At 56.2% G+C, this 23,812-nt stretch carries 25 protein-coding genes; 17 read left to right on the forward strand and 8 right to left on the reverse strand.

All coding sequences use genetic code 11. The features are described from left to right. Positions 1-244: 244 nt before the first annotated feature. The 9 genes from DK510_RS07250 (at position 245) to DK510_RS07290 (ending at position 9,621) form a co-directional block, all read left to right on the forward strand. Entirely contained in the window at positions 245-814 is a 570-nt protein-coding gene (locus tag DK510_RS07250; RefSeq protein WP_058271601.1) for a DUF882 domain-containing protein, read from the forward strand. A 434-nt stretch (positions 815-1,248) separates the two neighbouring features. Then, positions 1,249-1,743 carry a hypothetical protein gene (locus tag DK510_RS07255; RefSeq protein WP_109311528.1) on the forward strand — a complete coding sequence of 165 codons (495 nt, stop codon included), beginning with the start codon at positions 1,249-1,251 and terminating at the stop codon, positions 1,741-1,743. 183 nt (positions 1,744-1,926) lie between these two features. Continuing rightward, a complete protein-coding gene (locus DK510_RS07260; protein ID WP_109311529.1) occupies positions 1,927-2,955 on the forward strand; it encodes a zinc-binding dehydrogenase in 1,029 nt (342 codons plus the stop codon). A 75-nt stretch (positions 2,956-3,030) separates the two neighbouring features. Continuing rightward, complete coding sequence (locus DK510_RS07265; RefSeq protein ID WP_058277918.1) at positions 3,031-3,906, forward strand: branched-chain amino acid ABC transporter permease; 876 nt, start codon at positions 3,031-3,033, stop codon at positions 3,904-3,906. A gap of 3 nt (positions 3,907-3,909) precedes the next feature. Further along, positions 3,910-5,007, forward strand: coding sequence for a branched-chain amino acid ABC transporter permease (locus tag DK510_RS07270; protein WP_109311530.1), 1,098 nt, complete (start codon positions 3,910-3,912; stop codon positions 5,005-5,007). After that, positions 5,004-5,768: an ABC transporter ATP-binding protein gene (locus DK510_RS07275; protein ID WP_109311531.1), complete on the forward strand. Its 765-nt coding sequence runs from the start codon at positions 5,004-5,006 to the stop codon at positions 5,766-5,768. Before DK510_RS07270 ends, DK510_RS07275 begins: the two co-directional genes overlap by 4 nt. Further along, the gene (locus DK510_RS07280) at positions 5,765-6,538 is read left to right on the forward strand and encodes an ABC transporter ATP-binding protein (protein ID WP_109311532.1); all 774 of its coding nucleotides are present in this window, start codon (positions 5,765-5,767) and stop codon (positions 6,536-6,538) included. The genes DK510_RS07275 and DK510_RS07280 overlap by 4 nt, the downstream gene beginning before the upstream one ends. A 5-nt stretch (positions 6,539-6,543) precedes the next feature. After that, positions 6,544-8,430, forward strand: a complete 1,887-nt coding sequence (locus tag DK510_RS07285) for a long-chain fatty acid--CoA ligase (protein WP_109311533.1) — start codon at positions 6,544-6,546, stop codon at positions 8,428-8,430. 30 nt (positions 8,431-8,460) lie between these two features. After that, a complete protein-coding gene (locus tag DK510_RS07290; RefSeq protein ID WP_109311534.1) occupies positions 8,461-9,621 on the forward strand; it encodes an ABC transporter substrate-binding protein in 1,161 nt (386 codons plus the stop codon). Between the two features lie 74 nt (positions 9,622-9,695). On the opposite strand, the gene rpsI is transcribed toward DK510_RS07290, so the two are convergent. Next, positions 9,696-10,181 (reverse strand): 30S ribosomal protein S9, encoded by a 486-nt coding sequence (gene rpsI / locus DK510_RS07295; RefSeq protein ID WP_109311665.1) that lies wholly within the window; start codon positions 10,179-10,181, stop codon positions 9,696-9,698. A gap of 5 nt (positions 10,182-10,186) precedes the next feature. Continuing rightward, positions 10,187-10,645 carry a 50S ribosomal protein L13 gene (gene rplM / locus DK510_RS07300; RefSeq protein ID WP_058271592.1) on the reverse strand — a complete coding sequence of 153 codons (459 nt, stop codon included), beginning with the start codon at positions 10,643-10,645 and terminating at the stop codon, positions 10,187-10,189. 242 nt (positions 10,646-10,887) lie between these two features. Between rplM and DK510_RS07305 the strand changes: the two genes are divergently transcribed. Continuing rightward, positions 10,888-11,250 (forward strand): nuclear transport factor 2 family protein, encoded by a 363-nt coding sequence (locus tag DK510_RS07305; RefSeq protein ID WP_109311535.1) that lies wholly within the window; start codon positions 10,888-10,890, stop codon positions 11,248-11,250. A 4-nt stretch (positions 11,251-11,254) separates the two neighbouring features. Here the strand turns inward: DK510_RS07305 and DK510_RS07310 are convergent, their stop codons facing one another. After that, entirely contained in the window at positions 11,255-12,658 is a 1,404-nt protein-coding gene (locus tag DK510_RS07310; RefSeq protein ID WP_109311536.1) for a PLP-dependent aminotransferase family protein, read from the reverse strand. A 99-nt stretch (positions 12,659-12,757) separates the two neighbouring features. On the opposite strand from DK510_RS07310, the gene DK510_RS07315 reads away from it, so the two are divergent. Beyond that, positions 12,758-12,985 carry a DUF1127 domain-containing protein gene (locus tag DK510_RS07315; protein ID WP_058271589.1) on the forward strand — a complete coding sequence of 76 codons (228 nt, stop codon included), beginning with the start codon at positions 12,758-12,760 and terminating at the stop codon, positions 12,983-12,985. 58 nt (positions 12,986-13,043) lie between these two features. Here the strand turns inward: DK510_RS07315 and DK510_RS07320 are convergent, their stop codons facing one another. After that, positions 13,044-13,487 (reverse strand): PaaI family thioesterase, encoded by a 444-nt coding sequence (locus DK510_RS07320; protein WP_109311537.1) that lies wholly within the window; start codon positions 13,485-13,487, stop codon positions 13,044-13,046. A 58-nt stretch (positions 13,488-13,545) separates the two neighbouring features. Between DK510_RS07320 and DK510_RS07325 the strand changes: the two genes are divergently transcribed. The 4 genes from DK510_RS07325 (at position 13,546) to gluQRS (ending at position 17,481) form a co-directional block, all read left to right on the forward strand. Further along, on the forward strand, positions 13,546-14,331 hold the full coding sequence (locus DK510_RS07325) for an enoyl-CoA hydratase (RefSeq protein WP_109311538.1): 786 nt from the start codon (positions 13,546-13,548) through the stop codon (positions 14,329-14,331). Positions 14,332-14,595: 264 nt separating this feature from the next. Next, complete coding sequence (gene trmFO / locus DK510_RS07330; protein WP_109311539.1) at positions 14,596-15,936, forward strand: methylenetetrahydrofolate--tRNA-(uracil(54)-C(5))-methyltransferase (FADH(2)-oxidizing) TrmFO; 1,341 nt, start codon at positions 14,596-14,598, stop codon at positions 15,934-15,936. Between the two features lie 37 nt (positions 15,937-15,973). Continuing rightward, positions 15,974-16,588, forward strand: a complete 615-nt coding sequence (locus DK510_RS07335; protein ID WP_109311540.1) for a class I SAM-dependent methyltransferase — start codon at positions 15,974-15,976, stop codon at positions 16,586-16,588. Beyond that, on the forward strand, positions 16,585-17,481 hold the full coding sequence (gene gluQRS / locus DK510_RS07340; protein ID WP_109311541.1) for a tRNA glutamyl-Q(34) synthetase GluQRS: 897 nt from the start codon (positions 16,585-16,587) through the stop codon (positions 17,479-17,481). The genes DK510_RS07335 and gluQRS overlap by 4 nt, the downstream gene beginning before the upstream one ends. Before the next feature lie 6 nt (positions 17,482-17,487). Here the strand turns inward: gluQRS and hisI are convergent, their stop codons facing one another. Continuing rightward, entirely contained in the window at positions 17,488-17,877 is a 390-nt protein-coding gene (hisI, locus tag DK510_RS07345) for a phosphoribosyl-AMP cyclohydrolase (RefSeq protein WP_058277906.1), read from the reverse strand. A gap of 48 nt (positions 17,878-17,925) precedes the next feature. On the opposite strand from hisI, the gene DK510_RS07350 reads away from it, so the two are divergent. Beyond that, positions 17,926-18,378, forward strand: a complete 453-nt coding sequence (locus DK510_RS07350; protein WP_108858657.1) for an iron-sulfur cluster assembly scaffold protein — start codon at positions 17,926-17,928, stop codon at positions 18,376-18,378. A gap of 59 nt (positions 18,379-18,437) precedes the next feature. Further along, positions 18,438-19,076: a MarC family protein gene (locus DK510_RS07355; RefSeq protein ID WP_058277905.1), complete on the forward strand. Its 639-nt coding sequence runs from the start codon at positions 18,438-18,440 to the stop codon at positions 19,074-19,076. 185 nt (positions 19,077-19,261) lie between these two features. Here the strand turns inward: DK510_RS07355 and DK510_RS23485 are convergent, their stop codons facing one another. From DK510_RS23485 to ligA, 3 genes are all read right to left on the reverse strand, one after another. Then, positions 19,262-19,384: a hypothetical protein gene (locus tag DK510_RS23485; RefSeq protein WP_255414864.1), complete on the reverse strand. Its 123-nt coding sequence runs from the start codon at positions 19,382-19,384 to the stop codon at positions 19,262-19,264. A 111-nt stretch (positions 19,385-19,495) separates the two neighbouring features. Beyond that, the gene (gene recG / locus DK510_RS07360; protein WP_109311666.1) at positions 19,496-21,586 is read right to left on the reverse strand and encodes an ATP-dependent DNA helicase RecG; all 2,091 of its coding nucleotides are present in this window, start codon (positions 21,584-21,586) and stop codon (positions 19,496-19,498) included. Continuing rightward, on the reverse strand, positions 21,583-23,709 hold the full coding sequence (gene ligA, locus DK510_RS07365) for an NAD-dependent DNA ligase LigA (RefSeq protein WP_109311542.1): 2,127 nt from the start codon (positions 23,707-23,709) through the stop codon (positions 21,583-21,585). Before ligA ends, recG begins: the two co-directional genes overlap by 4 nt. Between the last annotated feature and the right edge of the window lie 103 nt (positions 23,710-23,812).

The following is a 23,812-nucleotide window of genomic DNA, read 5'->3' on the forward strand; positions in this document are numbered from 1 at the left end:
CATCCGAGCCTGATGCGCGTTTGCATCGGCTATGTTGCGCCAACGCCTAATTGCTTCAATACTATACCGATTTGCATCACCTGCGCAAAAATTCGCCGAAAATCCCCCCTTGAAAAGATGAATGTGAAAGATTTCTTGGCTGGCATTTCGTACTGTGTCATAAATCCCGCATCTGGGATGGGAAAAAATTAAGATCGCGCGCGTAACATCGTGTGCAGGCAGGAACAGTACGGGACGAAACGAAATGACCACGAGCAGTACATCGGGCTTGACCCGGCGTGCCCTATTGGGCGCATTCGCTGCAACAGCAGTTGTAGCAGCACCGACTTATTCCAATGCAGCAGGGTTTTTGCGCGGTGGCGGCGATATCCGTCGTATCCGTATGTATTCGGGCCGCACGGGCGAACGGATCGATATGATCTATTGGGTCGACGGCAAATACATCAAGGACGCCGTCAAAGAAGTGAATCACTTCATGCGCGATTGGCGCACTGACCAGGCCAAGTCCATGGATCTGCGTACCATCGACATCATGGCAGCCTCTCATAATCTTCTGGACGTGAATGAGCCCTACACTCTTTTGTCCGGCTACCGCTCCCCCCAAACCAATGCAATGCTGCGGTCTCGTTCGCGCCGTGTGGCTAAGAACTCGCTGCACATGAAAGGTCAGGCTGCTGACTTGCGCCTGTCGTCCCGTTCCGTGTCCCAGATGGCCAAAGCAGCCATGTCCTGCCGCGCAGGCGGTGTTGGCAAGTACCACCGCTCGAACTTCGTCCATATGGATTGCGGCGAGGTTCGCAGCTGGGGCGGCTAAAAGAAACCCAAACTGTTTCTCAACAACGAGCGCCCTTGGGCGCTCTTTGTTTTTAGTCGTATGGATCATATTTTTTGCCCGGAAATCGGATCGCACGAACAGTTTCAATCCGAGCAATGACGCCAGCATTTGAGGGGTTCCAGGTGATGCCGGCGACAACGCTTGCCGGTTGAAAGCGACGATCAGATCGTCGCAGGATCAAAAGCGATCCGCACTGCCTCTGTACTTACGGGTTCAAACCCACCTCGGTTTTAGACAAGTAGTCAAGCTCATGGGCAATGCTGTCCTCATGACGGCGTCTTAATGCCGCAAGGTTTCATCAGATCGGCGCGGGCTGGCTCAAACCGCCGAATTGAAATGAATTTCTGGGAATTCCCCTTTGATCACTGATAATTTACCCTCATCTAAGCGACACATATTTCAAGGAGAACCCCATGTCGCGTACTCTCATATTAGCTGTTATCGTCGCCGGACTTGGCGCCGGAGCTTACTATTACCTCAATCAACCCGAACCCACGCCTGCCGAAAGCCTGCAATCGGCAGCCCAGGACGCAGGTGCGGCCGTAAATGATGCCGTGGATGCCGCCACCGAACAGGCGAGCGAAGCCGCATCTTCCATTGCTGACCAGGCCACCGAAGCGGCCGAACAAGCCGGACAGGCGGCCACTGATCTGGCCGACCAGGCCGGAGATCAGGTCGCGTCCCTGGCCAATCAGGGGCAAGACTTGCTGAATTCCTGGATCGAAGAAGGTACGCTTTCCGTCCAGAATTTTGACTATGACGCCATGGTAGCTTCGGTTCAGGATAGCCAGTTGTCACAGGACCTGAAAACAAAAGCCTTGGGTATCCTGGATGAAATCAAGGCATCCCCTCAGTTGATTGCTCAGAAGATCGAAGAGCTGCGCACGCTTCTGACTGGACAACAATAATTTCTGGGGGCCGTTCTATTTTGAGCGGCTCTTTTTCTTTACCGGGCGCGCATTCCCGTTACGTCAGGCGCAACTCTAATTGACGTCTCAGCACCCGTTTGATTGGCTGCCCCTAAATCCAACGCAACACCACTTGCAACAGACCTGTTCTGTGCTGTGTCCGCACAGGAGATAGGAGACATAATGACCACCCTGCCCCCAAACATGTTCGCCGTCATTCAAACCCATGACGGCTATTCCGGATCGGCCACAGGTCCTTTTATCGAGGATGCCGCCGATTGGCTGGCCGAGGCCGAGCTTCCCGTGCCCGAACCTGGTCCCGGTCAGGTGTTGATCAAATTACGGACGGCGTCGGTGAATCCCTCCGATCTCCACTTTATCAAGGGAGAATACGGGCAACCGCGTGTCAAAGGCGCGCCCGCCGGGTTCGAAGGCTGTGGCGACGTGGTGGCCACCGGCGCCGGTGCCGAAGCATTGCAGGATCAACGGGTTGCCTTTGTGGCGGCTGGTTCCGGGGCGTGGGCGGAGTATGTCGTGACGCAGGCGTTGATGTGCATCCCACTGCGACCCGATATCTCGGACGAAGATGGTTCCGCCCAGGTCATCAATCCCATGACTGCGATGGCCATGGTGGACATCGCGCGGGGTGCGGGCGATGCTTTTGTCGTTTCGGCGGCCACCAGCCAGTTGGGCAAACTCATGTGCTCGCTTGGACGCGATTTGGGACTGAAACCCATCGCAATCGTGCGTCGGGCCGAGGCAGTGGAATCATTGAAGGAACTTGGCGCTCATGAGGTCTTGGTCACGTCCGACCCGGACATGATGCAGAAATTCGCAGCGCTCAGCATGGAACTAAAACCACGTGTCTTTCTGGATGCCGTGACGGATCAGGTTTCCGAGCAGATTTTCTGTTCGATGCCCAACGGTGCGCGGTGGGTCATCTACGGCAAGCTCAGCCCCGAATTGCCAAAACTGACACAGACCGGTCAGTTGATCTTTATGGGCAAACGGATCGAGGGGTTCTGGTTGACCAAGTGGATGACGTCAACGCCTCCGGCGGACCAAATGAGAGTTGTTGATGAAGTACAGGCCCGGTTTGCTGACGGACGCTGGAAAACGGATGTTTCTGAACGGCTTGGCTTGCGTGATGTGGTGGCAAATCTGGCCAATGCTCTGAAAAAGAGTGACGGGAAGGTGATTATCACGCCATAGTAGAACAAAGCCCCGGACGAAGGAGAATGTCCGGGGCGTAAGGAACGCCGGGCCAACCGGCACGGGAGGACAAACTTGGATAACGCACAGCTGCTGATCAGCGGGCTGGCGAATGGCTGTGTCTACGGCCTGATCGCGCTTGGCTTTGTGCTGATTTACAAGGCCACCGAGGCAGTGAATTTCGCGCAGGGCGACTTTATGATGTTGGGCGCCTTCGTGACGATCGGGCTTACGAATACGGAGTATATGGGGCTGCCCTTCTGGATGGCCTTGCCGATTTCATTGGGGATCATGGGCGCTTTGGGCTACTTGCTTGATCGCCTGATCATCCGGCGTTTGTTTGGAGAAAGCCAAACGGCAGTTGTTATCCTGACCATCGCTTTGGGTTTCGTAATCCGGTTCGCAGCCGGGTTGATCTGGGGGCACGAGCCGCAGACGCTTCAAAACCCGTTGGCCGGCAAGGAAGTCCGCTTTGGCGGGCTGGTGCTGGGGATGGAGGACGTCGCCGTCATCGTCGTGACCATCTTGCTGACCTGGGGGCTGTATGTTTTCTTCAGTCGAACCAAGCTGGGTCTTGCGATGCAGGGCGCATCGCAGAACCAGTTGGCGGCGTATTACATGGGAATACCGGTGAAGCGTGTGCAGGGCTTTATCTGGGCTTTGGCGGGGGTTGTCGCGGGGATTGCAGGCATCTTGTTCGCGGCCAAGGGGTCTGTCGATCCGACCACCGGTTTGCTCGGCATCAAGGCCTTCGCCGCAGCCGTAATCGGTGGCTTTGGAAGCCTGCCGGGGGCATTGGCTGGCGGGCTGATCGTCGGCGTGATTGAACCCTTTGCCAGCCGTTACATTGCAGCAGGGTACAGCCAGATCGCGCCTTATGCGCTGCTGCTGGCGGTGCTGATCTTTCGCCCAAACGGGCTGTTCAGTCAGGTTCGGGTCAAGAAGGTCTAAGTCATGCGGATTGTGTTCAAAACCAACTACATGCAGGATATCCGACCTTGGAAGGACGCGTATCAGCTTTGCCTGTACCTGATCTTGCTGGCGGTTGTCGCCGCCGCTCCGTTGTGGCTGGACGACTTCTACCTGGGTGAGCTGACAAACGTGCTGATCTGGGCCATCGCAGGTCTGGGGTTGATGATCCTGACGGGTCACACAGGTCAAGTCAGTCTGGGTCACGCAGCGTTTCTAGCCTTTGGCTGCTACGCCAATGTCATTCTTCTTGAAGCTGGCGTGCCGTTCCTGATTGCCTTCCCCTTGGCTGGTATTCTGACCGGATTGGCCGGAGTGACGGTTGCCATCCCTGCCCTGCGACTGCACGGGATATATCTCGCGATCTTCACAATGGCCCTGTCCATCTTGATGGATGACGTCATAGTTCTGGCCGAACCGATCACGGGGGGCGTTGCTGGGAAATATCTGGGCGGTGTCGAAATATTCGGGTTTCTGGTCGACCGCTGGGGCACTCCGGTTCAATTTTTCTGGCTAGTTCTAAGCGTGGCGGTGTTGGTCACACTTGGCTACATCAACTTGTTGCGCGCGCCCTTGGGGCGCAGCTTTATCGCTGTTCGGGATTCTGAAGTGTCGGCACAGGCCATGGGCGTGGACATTGCACGGACCAAGATGATCTCGTTCGCACTGTCCTGCGCTGTCAGCGGATGGGCAGGCGCGTTGATGGGCATGTTCTCGGGCGCATTCAACAACGAGACGTTTAGCGTCCTGATCTCAATCCAGTTACTGATGATGATCGTGATCGGTGGTCTGGGATCCATCCACGGCGCATTCCTTGGAGCGATCGTGATCGGGTTCCTTCCCCAATTCCTGTCGATATCAAAGGAATATGTTGGCGCGGTGTTTGGTGGCAATACCGTTGCCATCCCGGGGTTGGAGTTCGGTATCTTCGGTATGATCCTGATCGCCTTCATCCTGTTTGAACCGATGGGCCTGTACGGGCGCTGGCTGAAAATCCGAACGTGGTTCGAGCTGTTTCCCTTCTATCGCAAGGACATGTTCAAGCGTCAGAAATCCTACCTCAAGACGGAGCGCCTGAGATGAGCCTTCTTGAGTTCGAAAACGTCACCCTGAAGTTCGGTGGGTTGACTGCCGTCAATGATCTATCTTTCGAAGTCGAGGAAGGCGAGGTTTTCGCCATCGTTGGCCCTAATGGTGCAGGGAAGTCTACGGTCTTCAACCTGATCTCGCGTTTCTACGACCCCAACGCAGGCAAAATCCGTTACGACGGGCACGACTTGCTTAAGGCCAAACCGTCCGGCGTGGCTGCATATAGTGTGGCGCGGACATTTCAGAACATCGAACTCTTCGAGCATGCGACGGTCTTGCAGAACCTGCTTGTCGGACGGCACCGCCACCGCAAATCGAACATGCTGTCCGAGGTGTTGTTTCTGCCATCCGCACGACGACAGGAACTTGAGAACCGCGAAAAGGTCGAAGAGATTATCGACTTCCTCGACCTGCAGGCGTTCCGCGACAAGATGATTTCTGGCCTGCCCTATGGCGTACGTAAGGTGGTCGAAGTGGCCCGCGCACTGGCCACCGATCCCAAGCTGCTATTGTTGGACGAACCGGCCTCGGGTCTTTCAGTGGAAGAAACAACCGACATGCGCTGGTGGATCGATGATATCCGGCGGCAGATGGGGATAACGGTTTTGATGGTCGAGCATGACATGGGGCTGGTTTCCGGCGTCTCGGATCGCGTTCTGGCAATGGCGGACGGCGCAAAACTGGCGCTGGGAACACCTGCTGAGGTTCAGTCGCACCCGGCGGTGGTCGAGGCCTATTTGGGGAAAGCCTCATGAGCGAGCCCATCCTGACAATCCGCAACATCGAAAGTTTTTATGGTCCGATCATGGCGATCCGGGGTGTTTCTCTGGATGTTCATCAGGGCCAAATTGTCTCGATCCTTGGCGCCAATGGCGCGGGCAAGACCACGCTGATGAAAACCGTTTCTGGCGTGATGGATCCGGAAAAGGGCAAGATCACGTTTGAAGGCAACGAAATTCAGGGGTCCGAGCCACACAAGGTCGTGCAGAAAGGCATCGTTCACGTGCCCGAAGGGCGTGAAGTGTTTCCACTGCTGACGGTCGACGAAAACCTCAGCCTCGGGGCCTATACCCTGAAGGACAAGGGTCAGATTGATCACGATCGGGATCTGGTGTTCTCATACTTTCCGATCCTCAAGGAACGTCGCAATCAAGAGGCGGGAACATTATCTGGCGGGCAGCAACAGATGCTGGCAATCGGCCGTGGCTTGATGGCCAACCCTAAAATCATGCTGTTGGATGAACCGTCGCTGGGTCTGTCACCGTTGTTGGTACAGGAAATCTTTGGCATCCTGGGGCGTCTGAACGATGAACAGAGCATGACCATGATGCTGGTCGAACAGAACGCCAACGCCGCCCTGGAACTGGCCCACCATGGCTATGTGATGGAGGTCGGACGCATCGTCATGGACGGCGCAGCAGATGTTCTGATGCGGTCAGAGGACATCCAGAATTTCTATCTGGGCGTTCAGGAAGAAGGCGCGCGGGAAAACCGCCGTTGGAAGCGGAAAAAGACGTGGAGGTGAGACAGATGAATATCAGTACCCTGCCCCCTCAGATCACAGTCAACGGCGTTCGCCTGAACGCAAACCCCGGCCAGCGCCCGGTCTGTGTCGATGAGTGCACGACAATCTGCGAGCTGTTCAGGAAACGCTGCGCCGAGCTTGGCGATCGCACAGCGCACCGTGAAAAGGACCTCGGCATCTGGAGGTCGTATTCGTGGGCAGATTACTGGCAGCACGCAAAGTGGATTGGCCTTGCCCTGCGCAAACTGGGGATGCAGCGCGGCGAGGTTGTATCGATCCTGTCAGAGGACCGCAAGGAATGGGCTTGGTTCGATTTGGGCATTCAGGCCGTTGGTGGCATCGCGTCTGGTGTCTACACCACCGATTCTGCCAGCCAGTTGAAATATCTCATCAATGATAGTGACAGCCGATTTCTGATCGTCGAAAACGAAGAGCAACTGGACAAATTTCTGCAGGTCGAAGACGAGGTTCCCGGGCTGCTGAATGTCATCATTCTTGACGATGAGGGGCTGCACGATCTGGATCATGCGCGCTGCATGATGATCGACGCGCTGTATACGCTGGGCCAACAAGCCGAGGCTGAAGATCCCGATCGTTTCGAGGCTGAAATCGCGCTGGCGTCGCCGCAGGATACCGCGCTGTTGATCTACACCTCGGGCACCACGGGAATGCCGAAAGGCGCGATGCTGAGCCATGAGAACATCCTTGCGGCAATAGAATGTGGGGCACATGCGTTGCCTGCCTTAGAGACGGACGAACAGCTGTGCTTTCTACCGCTGTGCCATATTCTAGAGCGTGACGTATCCATCTACTTCCCACTTGCCGCCAAATGCATCGTAAATTTTGCCGAAAGCCCGGAGACCGTGTTTGCGAACTTGCAAGAGATCTCACCCTCGACCTTCACGGCTGTTCCGCGTGTTTGGGAGAAGATTTATTCCTACGTTCAGATCATGACGCAGGATGCGACGCCCACGGGCCGCGTAGCCTTTGGCATGGCCCTGAAGGCAGGGCTTGCGCGGGCCGAGTACATTCTGGCCGGCAAACCCGTCCCGGCCAGTGTCGCCGCGCAATTCTGGGTGTGGGACCGGCTGGTACTGCGCAACTTGCGCCGCATGCTGGGTATGGACAAGATGCGGCGCGGAGGTTCAGGCGCGGCCCCGATTTCGACCGATCTGCTGAAATGGTACTGGGCTATTGGCGTGCCGTTGGTCGAGGGGTTCGGGATGACCGAGACCTCGGGTCTGGCGACGCTAAATACCATTGAAAGCAATAAGGTCGGAACCATCGGACGCGCTGTGCCCGGAAATGATATCCGGATATCCGAAGACGGTGAGATTCAGCTAAAAGGCCTTAATATCTTTCAAGGATATTGGCGCAACAACGCTAAAACGGCCGAGACGTTCACCGCCGATGGCTGGCTGCGAACCGGCGACTTGGGGCATATCGATGACGACGGCTACGTCACCATTTCGGGGCGCATGAAAGATATCATCATCACTGCCGGGGGCAAGAATATCACCCCTGCCGAGATCGAAAGCCGAATGAAATTCAGCCACTATATCGCGGACGCGGTGATCATCGGCGACAAGCGTAAGTACCTGACAGCGCTAATCATGATTGATCAGGATAACGTTGAGAAATTTGCACAAGACCGGAAGATTCCATTCTCGAATTTTGCGTCCTTATGTGCCGCATCGGAAGTCAAAGATCAGATTCAGGCGGAAATCGATGTTGTGAATAAGGATTTTGCACGGGTCGAGCAGATCAAGGACTTTCGCCTGATCGATGTACTTCTGACCGCAGATGATGATGAACTGACCGCGACAATGAAGCTGAAACGCAGTTTTGTCGAAAAGAAACACGGCCATCTTATTGAAGACATGTACAATTAGTAAAAGAGATAACCTAGAGGGAGGAGAAAGATGAAGAATGTGATCATGCGGCTGGCGGCGGCCACCACCTTGACGGCTTCGGCGACCCTTGCCAATGCACAGACACAGGGTGTCACGGATGATGAGATCATCATCGGTTCGGTCAACGATCTGAGCGGTATCTTCGCGGCCGTCGGTGTTCCGGCGACCAAGGGTGCAAATGTGGTGTTCGATCGCGTGAACGCCAATGGCGGCGTGCACGGACGTACGATCCGCTATGTGGTCGAGGACAATGGGTATCAGATGCCACGTGCGATGCAGGGCTATAATAAGCTGCTGAACCGCGACAAAGTGTTTGCGATGCTACAGTCGCTGGGAACTCCGATGAACGTCGCGGGCTTCAAGCTGTTGGATCCAAAAGGTATTCCTAATGTCGCCCCACTGTCCGCCGCACGGCAAATGCTGCAGGAACCGATGGACAACAAGTTCACGGCCTTTTCGACCTACTTTGACCAAAGCCGTGTTGGCGTGAAGTATCTGGCGGGCGAGTTCGGCGGGCAGTCTGTATGTTCGATGTACTTGCCAACCGATTTTGGTGCCGAAATCGTCGAAGGTACCAAGGCCGGTGCCGAAGAAGCCGGGATCACTTTCGTCGCCGAGACCACGCATAAGCCGGATGAAACGGATTTCGTGGGCTCGCTGAGCAAGCTCAAGGAAGAAGGGTGCGATATCGTCACGATCGCTTTGGGTGTGCGTCAGGCCATTACCGTTGTCGGCACCGCCAAAAAGATGGGCCTGACGGATATGAAGTTTCTCGGTACATCGGCCAGTTTCCTGACTGTTGTTGCGCAGGTGCCGGGCGGAGTGACAGACGGGTTCTACGCCGCCGCGTCGTGGCAGGATCTGTGGTCCCGCGCAGAAGACCCCGCCCCTGCCGCCTTTATCGAAGAATATAAAGCGGCAACCGGTGAAGACCCCGTCGGATTTGCCATGCTGGGATATTCTGCGGCCGAAACGATGGTCAAAGCGCTTGAGGCTGCTGGCCCCGATCTGACGCATGAAAGCTTTATCGCAGCGATGGAAACGCTGGACTATCAGGATGAACTGGTGGGCAACCATATGACTTTTGGACCTGATGACCATCAGGGGGCTGACTCAGTCTATGTGAATGTTGTCGAAAACGGTGCCTGGAAGATGGTGTACGAAGAATAACGCCCAACACGCATCTCAAACGAAAAAGGGCTCGCACATGCGAGCCCTTTTGATTTTGTGTACTCGGTGGCGAATTAGCGCTTCGAGAACTGGAACGAACGACGCGCTTTGCGCTTACCGTATTTCTTACGTTCAACAACACGGCTGTCGCGGGTCAGGAAGCCAGCGGCTTTCAGTGCGCCACGCAGGGACGGATCGTACAGCTGCAGCGCTTTCGAGATGCCGTGCTTGACCGCACCGGCCTGACCGGTCAGGCCGCCGCCTTTGACGGTTGCGACAACGTCGAATTCACCTTCAACGCCAGCAACCTGAAACGGCTGGCGCAGGATCAGCTGCAGAACGGGGCGTGCGAAATACACGTCCTGGTCTTTACCGTTCACGGTGACCTTGCCGGAACCCGGCTTGATCCAAACGCGGGCAACAGCGTCTTTACGCTTGCCGGTGGCATAAGAGCGACCCAGTTCGTCACGTACGGGTTCACGCACGATGACTTCTTCGGCCACAACCTCAACGCCTGCAACGGCGCTCAGCTCTTCGAGAGTATTGATCTGATCAGCCATGGTCATTAGCTCCGGGTGTTTTTCTTGTTCATGGATGCAACATCCAGAACTTCGGGCGACTGGGCTTCATGCGGGTGCTCAGCACCGGCATAAACACGCAGGTTGGTCATAACCTGACGCGACAGGCGGTTGCCAGGCAGCATGCGCTTGACCGCTTGGGTCACAACACGCTCGGGGTGCTTGCCTTCAAGGATCTGCTGTTTGGTGCGCGACTTGATGCCGCCCGGGTGGCCAGTGTGCCAGTAGAAGTTTTCTTCGCGCTTCTTGCCGGTCATCTGGATTTTGTCAGCGTTAATCACAATGACATTGTCGCCCATGTCCATGTTCGGGGTGAACGACGCTTTGTGCTTGCCACGCAGACGCATGGCGACGATCGAAGCAAGACGACCCAGAACAACGCCCTCGGCGTCGATCAGGATCCATTTCTTGTCGATGTCTGCAGGTGTTGCAGAAAAGGTTTTCATGGCAGGATAGTCCTGTTTGATGTGAAAGACCGCCCACATACGGAGCGGCCCGAATTCGATGTTGCGTATTTAGATGTACCCTTGTGGCGCGTCAAGAACATGAAATCAAAAATAATCTAGCAATTACAGCATATTACGAAATAGGTATTATTTTACCCCATGAAATCGTCTTCAATTTCCGCAAATATCCCCGACCAGATATACTGTTGTAGACCAGCGATCAAAAAGGGAGTGGCCAGAGAATGGATTGGCAGCAAACCATCGCCGATTACGGGGCGGCCTGGCAACAGGCGGACCAAGGTCAACGCCTTGACCTATTAACCAAGTGTTTCGCCGAGGATGGCATCTATGTCGACCCGACGGCAGAAGTGAACGGACGGTCAAACCTGTGCGATCATATCGGGGAAGTCCTCCAAAGCTCTGGCGGTCGGGTTGAGCTGACCAGCAACCCCAACAATCATCACGATGTCGTCCACTTTACTTGGCGTATGGTTGGCCCCGACGGCACCATAATGGTGACCGGCCACGATTTCGTACGATTGAATGAACAAGGCAAGATTTCACATCTGGCCGGGTTCTTTGGCGACCCCGCCCCATTGAGCTAGGAGCCTAGACGCTGATCTGTTCCGGCGGATTATCTAAAAGTGCACGCAGGCGCTGCATTGCGGCCTCAAACCGCTCCAATGACACGTGCCCATTCATCGCAATGCGTACGGCGTTGGGGGCACGCCCGTCCCGCAGCGCGAACTCGTCGGCAGACCGTAACTGTATGCCTTCGCGTTCAGCAGCACGGCTGAATGCGGCGGCACGCCAACCCGACGGTAGGTTCAGCCAGACAAACGGCACGTCCGGCGCCCAGTTCAGATCAAAGCCGCCAAGCGCATTGACCGTCACCCGGACATAATCGCCCATCCGGGCACGAACGTCCCTGGCGATCTGCCGTGTCCGTGGATCAGACAGCAACAGCCGGGTCAGTTCTGCAAGTGGTTGCGCCAAACCGAAATAGCCGTATTCGGCTGAGCGCCGAAGATCGACGCTGCGTTCGCGCGGGGCGATGGCGAACCCGACGCGTAGGGCTGGCGTCAGGATCTTTGAGATCGACGAAACATGCCAACCCCGTTCAGGTGCTAATGCGCGATAGCTGGGCTCGCGCGCGTCCCCCATTCGATAGCAATCGTCTTCAATGATCTGCAAATCATGGCGGCGGGCGACTTCCACAACCTCTTTTCGACGTTCCAGCGGCGTATGTGTACCGGTTGGGTTTTGCACCTCGGGCGAGACGCAAACTGCTTGCGCCTGGGTCTGACGCAAAATGTGATCCATAGCCTGAGGGTCAATGCCCCACTTGTCCATTTTCACGCCGACAACCTCGGCCCGCATCAACTCACCTGCCCGACGGAAACCGGCATACGACAGATCTTCAACCAGAACGACCGGCTTGGGGCCGCGCAGGATCGTCTGAAACACAAGGCAAAGACCATTTTGCCCACCATGAGTCAAAACCACATCATCATGGGTCACTGCGCCAAGCGGCAGATCTGAGAGCCATTCAACGACCGCCTGCCGCATGGGTTGGTACGCATCGCGTGTCGGGTAATTCATCAGCAAACGCGGATCGGCTTGGGACACTTTCTTAAGACATTCCCTGATCAATGCCACCTGCCCCACATCCGGTAATCTGGGGCTGAACAAGCTGACATCGGCGTTGTACTTGTCGTCGCGCAGGTGAAGTTGTCTTGCCCACACATCGTCCAGCAAAGGTGATTTTGGAGGGGCGACAAATGTACCACGTCCGACCTCGGCTTGTAGCAAGCCTTCTTCCGTCAGAATCGTATATGCCCGGGCAACCGTGCCGGGCGTTATTTGTAACCGGTACGCAAGTTCTCGGACTGGAGGCAGTTTGGATCCTACCTCCAGCGCTTTGTTATCAATCGCTTTTCGTATTGTGTCGGCGACCAGTGTGTACTTGGGACCTTTGGATTTTGGTAACGCCTCTGGCCAAATTGTATCCATTACAATTCTTCCTTTGCTTTTGACACAATCTCGAATGTATCACACATATGTACCGAATATTAGTACTTTGTGTCAATACAATTTGAAAGGATACCCAAGATGACACGCCATATGCACAACCCCGCCCTCATGCTGCTGAACGATAGCCCTCGGCTGCCGATGATCGCCGCGCTGGCCGTGCGGTTTGCGGCGACTGTCACACAGTGGGAACGACAGCGCCGCAGCAGAATTAACCTGTCCAAGTTGGATGATCGCATGCTTAAAGATGTCGGCCTGACCCGCCCCGCGGCCGACCGCGAGATCAAACGCTATTTCTGGCAGTATTAATTATCCCCAGTCCCTATCGGGACCTCTTCCTAGGCCGGGTTTCATACCCGGCCCTTTTTTATCCAAATGCCGCAGCTGCAGACCCCGCCGGTGGCAATGAATAGGTCATCGTAGCCCGCGCCACGGGTTTGTCTGAGCCTTCCGAGAACATCAAAACATCGCCTACCGCAAGCGTCTTGCCCAGTTTTAGCAAGCTGCAGCGCGCGATCATATCGTTGGCCCCATCGGGTTTGCGCATGAAATCCATCGAACACCCCGTCGTCACCGCCAGCGACTGACGTCCTTTCAATGCAAGGATCATTGCATAGACGCTGACATCGGCCAGACCGAACATCGACGGGCCTGAAACTGTCCCCCCTGGCCGCAGATGCCTGTCCCCGACCTTCAGCCGCATGGTGATTGAGTTTTCATCTAGGCTGTCGATGACAAAGTCCTTCGCGACCTGTGGAAAAACCTCAACCAGATAATCTGACAGTTGTTCGCGGTTCAAAACCAACGACATACTTCCCCTCCTCGAATTGCCACCCTAGAGTTGGCCCGACATCAGATCGGAGAGCAAGATGGGAATTCTGGAACGTAACGACATGAACGGCGTTGCCCGGTTGAAAATGAACGCGCCAGAGCGCCTGAATGCCCTGAGCGAAGAGATGCTTGCAGCACTTCAGGCTGAATTCGACGCCTTAAGTAACGACTCGAGCATTCGCGCCGTGATCCTGTCCGGCGAAGGCAAAGCGTTTTGCGCAGGTCACGATCTTAAACAAATGACAGCCGGACGTCAGAGCGAGGATGGGGGAAAAGCCTACTTCCAGGACTTGTTCGCGCAGTGCGCCAAAATGATGCTGTCGATTCAATCCCTGCCCCAACCCGTGATCGCGCAAGTCCACGGCATCGCCACAGCCGCCGGCTGCCAACTAGTGGCCACTTGTGATCTTGCGATTGCAGCCGAAGGCACGCGCTTTGGTGTAAACGGGGTCAATATCGGGTTGTTTTGTTCGACCCCTATGGTGGCCCTCAGCCGGAATATCCCCCGGAAACAGGCATTTGAAATGTTGACAACAGGCGCGTTCATCTCCGCAGAACGCGCGACAGAGCTGGGCCTGATCAATCGCGCCGTACCGGAAATGTTGTTGGAACATGAAACGATGGCGCTTGCCGAACTACTGGCGGACAAGCTTGGATCAGCGGTCAAAGTGGGCAAACAGGCCTATTACAAGCAATTGGATATGCCGATCGAACAGGCTTACGCCTATACCGGAGAGGTAATGGCGCAGAATATGATGCATCGGGATACCGAAGAAGGAATATCTGCATTTATCGAAAAAAGACCGCCAAATTGGGAACAATAACGAGATTATTTAAGGAAATTTTCGCGACTGTTCGCAATTTAGTCCTTTTCAAAAGGGCCACACTGTGGCAATGCTGAGGCATGGCTTAGGCCCAAATACGCTTTTGGGTCGCTGTAGGCGGAAGGTCCCTCCAAGCTGGTTTCTCTCACCGGCGCTGACATTCCCGCTGCGGCGACCCCAAGTACCCCCCTTAAATTACTAGCTAATCAACGCGAAACTTGGCGTGTGTTGCGTTGCGCGATGCTGTGCCCTATGTGGCACCTCATGACACAGAAATTGCATATAGTTGGCGGCGGCATGGCAGGGTCCGAGGCGGCCTGGCAAGCAGCGGAAATGGGCGTGGACGTTGTAATCCACGAAATGCGGCCCAAAGTGGGCACTTTTGCGCACCAGACCGGCAATCTGGCCGAGATGGTGTGCTCGAACTCCTTCCGCTCGGATGACGACGAACAGAATGCCGTCGGTCTGCTGCATTGGGAAATGCGCGAAGCCAACGGCATCATCATGGGCACCGCCGATACGCATCGCCTGCCCGCCGGTGGCGCATTGGCCGTGGATCGTGATCCGTTTGCCGAAGCAGTAACCGCCAAGCTGCAGGCCCATCCGCGAGTTGAGGTGACGGGCGAAGAAGTCACCGCCCTGCCCGACGACGGCCACTGGATCATTGCGACGGGTCCGCTGACATCCTCGTCGCTGGGCGAGTCGATCAGGGATCAGACAGGTGCTGAGGCTCTGGCGTTCTTCGACGCGATTGCGCCCATTGTCTATGCCGACAGCATCGACATGAGCCAGGCATGGATGCAGTCACGTTATGACAAGGGCGAAACCGAAGAGGAGCGGACGGCCTATCTGAACTGTCCCATGGACCGCGATCAGTACGAGGCCTTCATTGACGCCCTGCTATCCGCTGACAAAACCGAATTTCACGAAGGTGAAACTGCCGGGTATTTTGACGGCTGCCTGCCCATCGAGGTTATGGCGGAACGCGGCCGCGAAACGCTGCGCCACGGTCCCATGAAACCGGTCGGCCTGACAAACCCGCATCAGCCTGACGTCAAACCTCATGCCGTTGTGCAACTTCGCCGCGACAATGCCCTGGGTACGTTGTTCAACATCGTCGGCTTCCAGACCAAAATGAAATATGGCGCGCAAACCGAAGTGTTTCGCATGATCCCGGGGCTTGAGAACGCCAGTTTCGCGCGCCTGGGCGGGATTCATCGCAACACGTTCATCAACTCTCCGACATTGCTGGACGCGCAGATGCGACTGAAATCAAAGCCGAATATTCGGTTTGCCGGCCAGATAACCGGTGTCGAGGGGTATGTGGAAAGCGCTGCAATGGGATTGTTGGCTGGGCGGCTGGCTGCTGCCGAGATCCTGGGGCGTTCCCTGCCCGAGATCCCGCAGGACAGTGCCATGGGCGCGTTGATACACCACATCACCGGCGGGGCCGAAGCCAAGACCTTTCAACCCATGAACGTCAACTTTGGTCTGTTTCGCCCGGTTGATGGCCTCAAAGGGGGGCGCCGGGGCCGTAAGGACCGGTACAAGGCCTACACCGACCGGGCCAAAACGGAATGGACAGACTGGCTGGCGCATTGCTGACTGGACGCATTGCACGCTACCGGCCTAACATACGGGTATGAGCGACAAATACCTCAAAGACGCCTACGGGCTTGATACTCCCGAGGCGACTCGTACGCATTATCAGAAGTGGGCCTCGTCATACGACGCCGAAGTGGGGTCACATGGCTACGCCACGCCTGGCCGCGTGGCCGAGGCGCTTTGGTCCCAGATGCCCGAACCGCAGACGCCTGTTCTGGATTACGGTTGTGGCACGGGTTTGTCCGGCAAAGCCCTGCACGATACGGGATTTCAGGTAATCGATGGTGTGGATCCCACGCCAAAGATGCTTGAAGGGGCAGCCGCCAAGAAGGTTTACAGAAACCTCACGACGTTTGAGATCACCGATCCGGAACCGCTGGAGCAAGATGCCTATAAGGCAATCACAGCGATTGGCGTGATCGGAACCGGCGCCGCACCGCCAGAGACATTCGACCTGTTGATGAAGGCACTACCCAAAGGTGGCTTACTGGCCTTTTCCTTCAACGATCACACACTTGATGACCCGTCCTTCACCACCCGTTTGAACGATTGGCTGGACATGGGCGCTGCGCGGTTGTTGTTTCGGGAATACGGGCCGCATCTTCCCGGGATGGACCTTAAATCTGACGTATATGTTGTTGAAAAAACGTGACATTCACTACCAGATTCGCCCCATCTCCTACGGGGCCGCTTCATCTTGGCCATGCCTATTCTGCACTTCTTGCCAGTGATATGGCCGCCGCTGAAGGCGGTCAATTTCTATTGCGGATCGAAGACATCGACCGCTCCCGCTGCCGGGCAAATTGGGAAGAGCAGATTTATGACGATCTGATTTGGCTAGGATTGACCTGGCCAGAACCCGTGATGTGGCAATCGTCTCGTGTGTCGACTTATAAAGACGCGCTGAAAACGTTGTGGTCACAAGGTCTGTTGTACCCGTGCACCTGCAACCGTCGGGACATTGCCGCCGCCGCCGGGGCACCACAGGAAGGAGTTCCTCTGCATGGGCCGGATGGGATCATTTATCCGGGCACGTGCAGGCATGTTTCAGAGCGATCGGGGCCGATTCCACAAGATTTGCCCCTTCGACTGGACATTGAAATGGCTGCACGTGTAGTTCCAGATTTGTTTAGGACTGCCGCTCAACCGTATGCAAAAACGGCTGTTTTCGAAGAAACAGGCGCCGGTCCGGAAAGGGAAACGGGCCCCATCACTTTCACTGCTGATGAGTTGCGGGACACAATCGGAGACGTGGTATTGTCCCGGCGCGATATGGGAACGTCCTACCATCTATCCGTCGTTCTGGACGATGCAGAACAAGGCGTTACCCACGTCGTACGCGGTCAGGACCTGTTCGAGGCGACGCGTATCCATGTTCTGTTGCAGGCCCTGCTCGGCTTGCCGACACCTGTCTATCACCATCATAAACTGATCCGAGATGACGCAGGCAAACGCTTGGCCAAACGCGACGACGCGCGCGCCATCGCCAAGTATCGTGGTGATGGAGTTACCGCGGAACAGGTTCGGGTCATGGTCGGGCTGTGACCGACCCTAGTCCATCGGTCGCATTAGCTCGACCTCTTCACCATCCCGCACTGCGGTGTAGAAACAGGTGCGCCGGTTCGTATGACACGCCGCGCCGGTCTGTCGCACCAGGACCAGCAGGCAGTCGCGATCACAATCGACGCGGAAATCGATCAGTTCCTGAACATGCCCCGAGGTTTCGCCCTTGATCCAGAACGACTGACGTGAACGCGACCAATACGTCACGCGGCGCGTTTCAAGAGTTTTTTCAACCGCTTCTGCGTTCATCCACGCCATCATCAACACCTCGCCAGAAGCTTCATCCTGTGCGATCGCCGGAATCAGACCAGCGTCGTTAAACTTCAGGCTAGACAGATCGAAAGTGACGGTCTCGGACATTGTAAAAACCTTTTGCATCCCGGTGGATGGCCACTATGTATGGGGAACACGCAACGAGGGAAAGCCATGTCTGGCGAGAACGACCTGATAAAGCTGTATTCCGGGCGCATTCTGGCTCTGGCTGCTGACATTCCGCATCTGGAACGACTGGAAAACCCTGATGCGACCGTCAAGAAACGCTCGCCATTGTGCGGGTCGACCGTGACCGTGGACGTCAAGGTTGAGGACGGTCACGTGTCCGACTTTGGTCAGGACGTTAAGGCCTGCGCCCTGGGTCAGGCCTCGGCCTCGGTCGTTGGATCCGCTGTAATTGGAACCACGCGCGCACAAATCGAAACCGCGCGGGATCAGCTGTCGGCTATGCTGAAGAAAGACGGCCCTGCTCCGGATGCACCATTTGACGGGCTGGAAGTTCTCATGCCTGCGCGCGACTACAAGAACCGGCACGCTTCGATTTTGCTGGCGTTGGATGCCACTGCTGAAGCTATGGAACAAGCCGAACAGGCCAACTGCGCCTGAAGATGGTAATTCAATTCAAACCCATCTAACCTCCGCCAAAGTTTTGGGGAGAATTTGGTTTGAATAGTTTGCTGGAACATTTTGTTACCCTGTGGGTCGTTATTGATCCGATTGGAACAATTCCCGTATTTATCGCCGTTACAGCCGGGCTTGGGGCGGCGGCGCGTCGTAAAACAGCCCTGTTGGCGGCGTTCATAAGTGCCGGGGTTTTGCTGTTCTTCCTTGTCTTTGGACAACTGCTGATCGAGGCGCTGGATATCGGGTTGAACTCGTTCCAAGTGGCCGGAGGGATCATCCTGTTCCTGTTCGCCCTGACGATGATTTTTGGCGAAAGCAAACAAGAGGTTGAACAACGCGCAGCAGAAGACGATCAGGAAGACAAATTCCACAAGCCCAACCCCGCGATCTTTCCGTTGGCGGTACCCTCACTGGCGTCGCCGGGTGCAATGCTGGCCGTGGTTATCCTGACTGACAACAACCGGTTCAGCGTGGCGGATCAAGGCATCACGGCACTGGTTATGTTATCCGTTGTGGCCATCGCCTTTGTTTTGATGCTGTTGGCCGAGCCGATCATTCGATTGATTGGCCATTCCGGTGCTGCCATTATCAGCCGCATCATGGGGATGATCCTGGCATCGGTTGCAGTGAATTCCGTGCTGTCGGCGATGCTCGAAATCTTCAAAACCGGACAGTTGTAAAAAAACCGCCGCTCCTTCCGGGCGGAAAGGGCGGCGGTAGGCAATGCGTGTCTCGCGTGGGATCCGTATTTCCGCGCAGGGCCGAGGCATGGCCCTTTCAAGGGAATTGGGACAGGCAGGTCACCCTTGACAGAAATGGGGACGACGGCGCGGAGTTTTCGGCACGAGATCGCAGGCAGAAAGGGTCAGAAAGCTCCGGGAAGGTGAAGGGCAACCACCAGCATCACCACCAATGACACCGCACCTGCCGCATCCTGCAATAGCGTGGAATGCGAACGGCTTATGGCGGTCTTGATCTGGGTCAGCATGGTCTCACCTCCGGTCGGGTTTTAATCCTTTGTTGACCTTTTGTTCTCATATTTCGTCGAGTCGGTAAAGAACTTTTTGAGAACATTTGTGAACTTTATAGAACGAAATTGCTAACCCACTGAAATTAAACGGATTGCCTGATCCTGTTTCATAAGCCAAAGTAGAACACGCACCGCCTGCCCACGTTCCGTGGCCAAGGTCGGGTCTTTGCTAAGCAAATTGCGTGCGTCCGTCTGTGCTACAGCCATTAATCCGGCCTGGCGTTCCAGGTCCGCAATCCGGAATTTAGGCAACCCGGATTGGGCCGTGCCGATCAGGTCACCTGCGCCGCGCATCTGCAGGTCTGTCTCTGATATCCGGAACCCGTCTTCGGTCTCACGCAGAACTTCCAGCCGTTTGCGCCCACCTTCGCTAAGGGGCGGTTGATACATCAACAAGCAGGTCGAATCCGCCTCACCCCGTCCAACGCGGCCGCGTAGTTGGTGTAGTTGAGCCAACCCGAAAATCTCAGCCCGTTCGATCACCATGATCGAGGCGTTCGGAACATTCACGCCAACCTCGATTACAGTCGTGGCAACAAGTACTTTTGTTCGGCCCTCTTGAAACGCGGCCATTGCGGCATCCTTGTCGGACGCGGGCATCTGGCCATGGACCAGGCCGACAATACCTTCGCCCAGTATGGCACGCAGCCGTTTGAACCTCTCTTCCGCTGCCGTCAGGTCCGAGATTTCGGATTCATCGACCAGCGGACAGACCCAATAGCACTGACGTCCTTCATCGATAGCCCGACGCAAATGCGCCACGACGTCATCCATACGCTCGGTGCTGATAATCGCCGTTTTGATTGGTTTCCGCCCCGGTGGTTTTTCATCCAGAACAGAGACATCCATGTCCCCATATTGCGCCAAGGCCAGGCTGCGCGGGATCGGTGTCGCGGTCATCACCAGAACATCCGCGCCCTGCCCTTTTTCGGACAGCTCCATCCTTTGGCGAACCCCAAACCGGTGTTGTTCGTCCACAATGGAAAGTCGCAGGGCGTGGAACTCCACATCGCTTTGAAACACCGCGTGGGTGCCGACAAGGATGTGAATATCGCCCTGTTTTAGGGCGGCCAACTTTGCACGCCGTTCGGCGCTCTTGTCCCGTCCCGTCAGGATTTCCAGAACGACTCCGGCCTCTTCGGCAAGCGGGCGCAGGCCTTCCAAATGCTGCCTGGCCAGAATCTCGGTCGGCGCCATCATGACACCTTGTCCACCAGCCTCGACCGCGACCAGAAGTGCCATGAAGGCGACCAAGGTTTTCCCTGCGCCCACATCGCCTTGCAGCAATCGGTTCATCCGTGCGTCCGAGCCCATGTCGGCGGTTATTTCCTTGATTGCCCGCGCCTGGGCCCCGGTGGGTTTGTAAGGCAGATTAGCAAGAACTTTAGCTTGCAGAGCACCAGTGCCGACGCTCACGATGCCCCGGGCCTTTCGCTCGCGTTGTCGCGCCAGAGCCAGTGTCACCTGATGGGCAAAAAGCTCATCATAGGCAAGGCGTTCCCGGGCTGGCGCATGCGCGGCCACATCATCCGCCCCCTGTGGATTGTGCGCCGCGGATACAGCCGTGGCCCAATCCGCCCAGCCCTGTTTTGACACTTGCGCAGGGTCAATCCACTCAGCCAGCTTTGGTGCGCGGGTCAATGCGCTACGTGCCGCCTTGTAAGCCGTCTTTTGGGTGATGCTCTGCGTCAGGTGATAAACCGGCTCGAACTCAGGAATGTCATCCGCGCTTTCCACGGGCAGCATGTGATCTGGATGGACCATCTGCGCCATGCCGTCGAACAGTTCGAGCTTGCCAGAGATCACACGACGGCTGCCTTGCGGTAGAACTTTTTTCAAATAGTCGCCACGCGCGTGGAAAAAGACCAACTGAAACTCGGTCTGCGTGTCTTCGACGTTAACGCGGTATGCCCCGCCCTTGTTTCGCGACGGCCTGTGGGTGCCGACCGTGACCTCAACTGTCAATGTCGTTGGCAGATCAGCCCCGTGGATTGTATCGCGCTGCCTGCGATCAACGACAGCATAGGGCAAACCGAACAGCACATCGCGCGGCGACTCGATCCCCGCCTGCACCATTGTCTGCGCAGTCTTAGGGCCAACGCCTTCCAGCGTCTCCAGCCCCGCGAACAGGGGAAACAGGATTTCAGGGCGACCGCTCATGCGGTGCCGATCAGGTGCAGCCATTCATCTTCGTCCAGCGTCTCTATCCCAAGCTCTGCTGCCTTCTTGGCTTTTGACCCAGCACCAGGGCCTGCGACCAGCAAATCAGTCTTCTTGCTGACCGACCCAGAGACCTTGGCCCCCAGCGCTTCGGCGCGGGCTTTGGCCTCGGCGCGGGTCATCTTTTCAAGTGACCCTGTAAAGACAACCGTCTTGCCAGCCACCGGACTGCCCGATGTGTCGGGTCGTTTGGCGTCCTGCACGTCCAATTGCACGACCAAAGCGTCGATGCTCTTGCGCTCCGCGTCCTGAGCAAATGCAGACACCAAGGCGCGCGCCATGACGTCACCTACGCCATCAATACCCAAAAGCTCGTCCCACTCAGGTCCTTCGAAATCAGCGGCTGCGGTGACGGCACGCTCAAATTCTGGCCAGGCGCCATAGTGGTTGGCGATCAGGTTCGACGCCGCCTCTCCGACGTGTCGTATGCCCAATGCAAAAATAAGGCGTCCGAATGGGATTTGGCGCTTTTCATCAATTGCAGCCCAAAGGTTCCCGGCACTTTGCGCGCCCCAGCCCTTGCGGTTGGCGAGCTTGTTTAGATTGGCCGCATCTCTGTTCTGCAGTGTGAAGATGTCCACCGGGGTTTTGATTGGCAAGTCCGGGTCATCGTAGAACATTTCAATCTGCTTGGCGCCCAGCCCTTCGATATCGAACGCTTTCCGAGATACAAAATGTTTCAATTTTTCAACGGCCTGCGCCGGGCAAATAATCCCACCGGTGCAGCGTCTAACGGCATCGCCTTCTTCCCGAGCCGCATCACTGCCGCATTCCGGACAGGTCGTGGGAAAATCATAAGGTTGCGCGCCATCTGGACGTTTCGAAATATCGACATCCGCTACTTTTGGGATCACGTCGCCCGCGCGATAAACCTGCACCCAGTCGCCGACCCTAATATCTTTCCCATCCCGGATCGTACCGCCCTTTGCGTCGCGACCAGCGACATAGTCCTCGTTATGCAGCGTGGCATTGGACACGACGACGCCACCAACAGTTACCGGGTGCAGCCGGGCAACCGGGCTGAGCGCACCCGTGCGACCCACTTGAATGTCGATGGCCTCCAGCCTTGTCCATGCCAGTTCGGCGGGAAATTTATGCGCGATAGCCCATCTGGGGGTCGTGGATCTGAACCCCAACCGGGCCTGCAGCGCCAAGTCGTTCACCTTGTAGACAACGCCATCGATATCATAACCAAGCGTTGCACGTTGCGCTTCGATGCTACGGTAGTGCTTGATCATCTGATCTGTCGTTTCGCACAATGCTGTCAGTGGGTTGGTTGAGAAACCGAATTCCGCCAACTGTTCAATGGCACCCAATTGTGTATCGGCCAAGGGGGCTGACAACTCACCCCAGGCATAAGCGAAAAACCGCAGCGGACGGGATCGTGTGATTTTCGCGTCAAGCTGCCTCAACGACCCTGCAGCAGCGTTTCGTGGATTTGAAAAAACCTTTTCGCCCAACTCTGTCTGTCGCGCGTTCAGCTTGTCGAAGTCTTCATGCGACATGTAAACTTCACCGCGCACTTCCAGAACCTCCGGAGCGTTTTTGACGCTGTGCGGAATGTCCGAGATCGTCCCCGCGTTCGAAGTCACGTTTTCACCAATCTCGCCATCGCCGCGGGTCGCCGCCTGCACGAGCTTCCCCTGTTCATACCTTAGCGACAGGGACAGACCGTCAATCTTGGGTTCAGCAGTAAAAGCCAGCTCGGCCGAGTCGCCCAATCCCAGATATTTGCGGATTGACCTGTCAAAATCCGAAACGTCCTCATCGTTGAACGCATTGCCCAGGGACATCATTCTGACAGCGTGTACGAGTTTTGAAAATCCCTCCGCCGGTCTTGCGCCCACTTGATCTGTGGGGCTGTCGAGCCGTTTCAACTTGGGGAAACGCGCCTCGATGTCCGCGTTTCGCCTCTTTAGCGCATCGTAGTCGGCGTCCGAGATCTCTGGGGCGTCCTCGGCGTGATACAGCGTGTTGGCCCGCGCAATCAATTCCGCAAGTCGCGCCAGCTCGGCACGTGCTTGATCTTCCGTCAGCTCTGTTACCGCAATTGAATCGCTCATGGCCTCGCCCTGTCACATAGTCTTTGAACCCAGTGATAGGGCGAGGCCATGGCTAGGTCCAGATGTGCTGTTCCATGAGTGAGGGGGTCGCCCTGAACCTACA

This window comes from Ruegeria sp. AU67 (genome assembly GCF_900312795.1).
In the GTDB taxonomy this organism is placed as follows: Bacteria; Pseudomonadota; Alphaproteobacteria; order Rhodobacterales; family Rhodobacteraceae; genus Ruegeria; species Ruegeria atlantica.

Coding starts and splice junctions, on each gene's coding strand:
- DK510_RS07255 (WP_109311528.1), top strand. CDS start 1,249: ATGTCGCGTACTCTCATATTAGCTGTTATCGTCGCCGGACTTGGCGCC.
- trmFO (WP_109311539.1), top strand. CDS start 14,596: ATGACACAGAAATTGCATATAGTTGGCGGCGGCATGGCAGGGTCCGAG.
- DK510_RS07260 (WP_109311529.1), top strand. CDS start 1,927: ATGACCACCCTGCCCCCAAACATGTTCGCCGTCATTCAAACCCATGAC.
- rplM (WP_058271592.1), bottom strand. CDS start 10,645: ATGAAAACCTTTTCTGCAACACCTGCAGACATCGACAAGAAATGGATC.
- DK510_RS07280 (WP_109311532.1), top strand. CDS start 5,765: ATGAGCGAGCCCATCCTGACAATCCGCAACATCGAAAGTTTTTATGGT.
- DK510_RS07290 (WP_109311534.1), top strand. CDS start 8,461: ATGAAGAATGTGATCATGCGGCTGGCGGCGGCCACCACCTTGACGGCT.
- DK510_RS07270 (WP_109311530.1), top strand. CDS start 3,910: ATGCGGATTGTGTTCAAAACCAACTACATGCAGGATATCCGACCTTGG.
- DK510_RS07250 (WP_058271601.1), top strand. CDS start 245: ATGACCACGAGCAGTACATCGGGCTTGACCCGGCGTGCCCTATTGGGC.
- recG (WP_109311666.1), bottom strand. CDS start 21,586: ATGAGCGGTCGCCCTGAAATCCTGTTTCCCCTGTTCGCGGGGCTGGAG.
- DK510_RS07335 (WP_109311540.1), top strand. CDS start 15,974: ATGAGCGACAAATACCTCAAAGACGCCTACGGGCTTGATACTCCCGAG.
- DK510_RS07310 (WP_109311536.1), bottom strand. CDS start 12,658: ATGGATACAATTTGGCCAGAGGCGTTACCAAAATCCAAAGGTCCCAAG.
- DK510_RS07285 (WP_109311533.1), top strand. CDS start 6,544: ATGAATATCAGTACCCTGCCCCCTCAGATCACAGTCAACGGCGTTCGC.
- DK510_RS07325 (WP_109311538.1), top strand. CDS start 13,546: ATGGGAATTCTGGAACGTAACGACATGAACGGCGTTGCCCGGTTGAAA.
- ligA (WP_109311542.1), bottom strand. CDS start 23,709: ATGAGCGATTCAATTGCGGTAACAGAGCTGACGGAAGATCAAGCACGT.
- DK510_RS07305 (WP_109311535.1), top strand. CDS start 10,888: ATGGATTGGCAGCAAACCATCGCCGATTACGGGGCGGCCTGGCAACAG.
- DK510_RS07320 (WP_109311537.1), bottom strand. CDS start 13,487: ATGTCGTTGGTTTTGAACCGCGAACAACTGTCAGATTATCTGGTTGAG.
- DK510_RS07315 (WP_058271589.1), top strand. CDS start 12,758: ATGACACGCCATATGCACAACCCCGCCCTCATGCTGCTGAACGATAGC.
- rpsI (WP_109311665.1), bottom strand. CDS start 10,181: ATGGCTGATCAGATCAATACTCTCGAAGAGCTGAGCGCCGTTGCAGGC.
- DK510_RS23485 (WP_255414864.1), bottom strand. CDS start 19,384: ATGCTGACCCAGATCAAGACCGCCATAAGCCGTTCGCATTCCACGCTA.
- hisI (WP_058277906.1), bottom strand. CDS start 17,877: ATGCAAAAGGTTTTTACAATGTCCGAGACCGTCACTTTCGATCTGTCT.
- DK510_RS07275 (WP_109311531.1), top strand. CDS start 5,004: ATGAGCCTTCTTGAGTTCGAAAACGTCACCCTGAAGTTCGGTGGGTTG.
- DK510_RS07350 (WP_108858657.1), top strand. CDS start 17,926: ATGTCTGGCGAGAACGACCTGATAAAGCTGTATTCCGGGCGCATTCTG.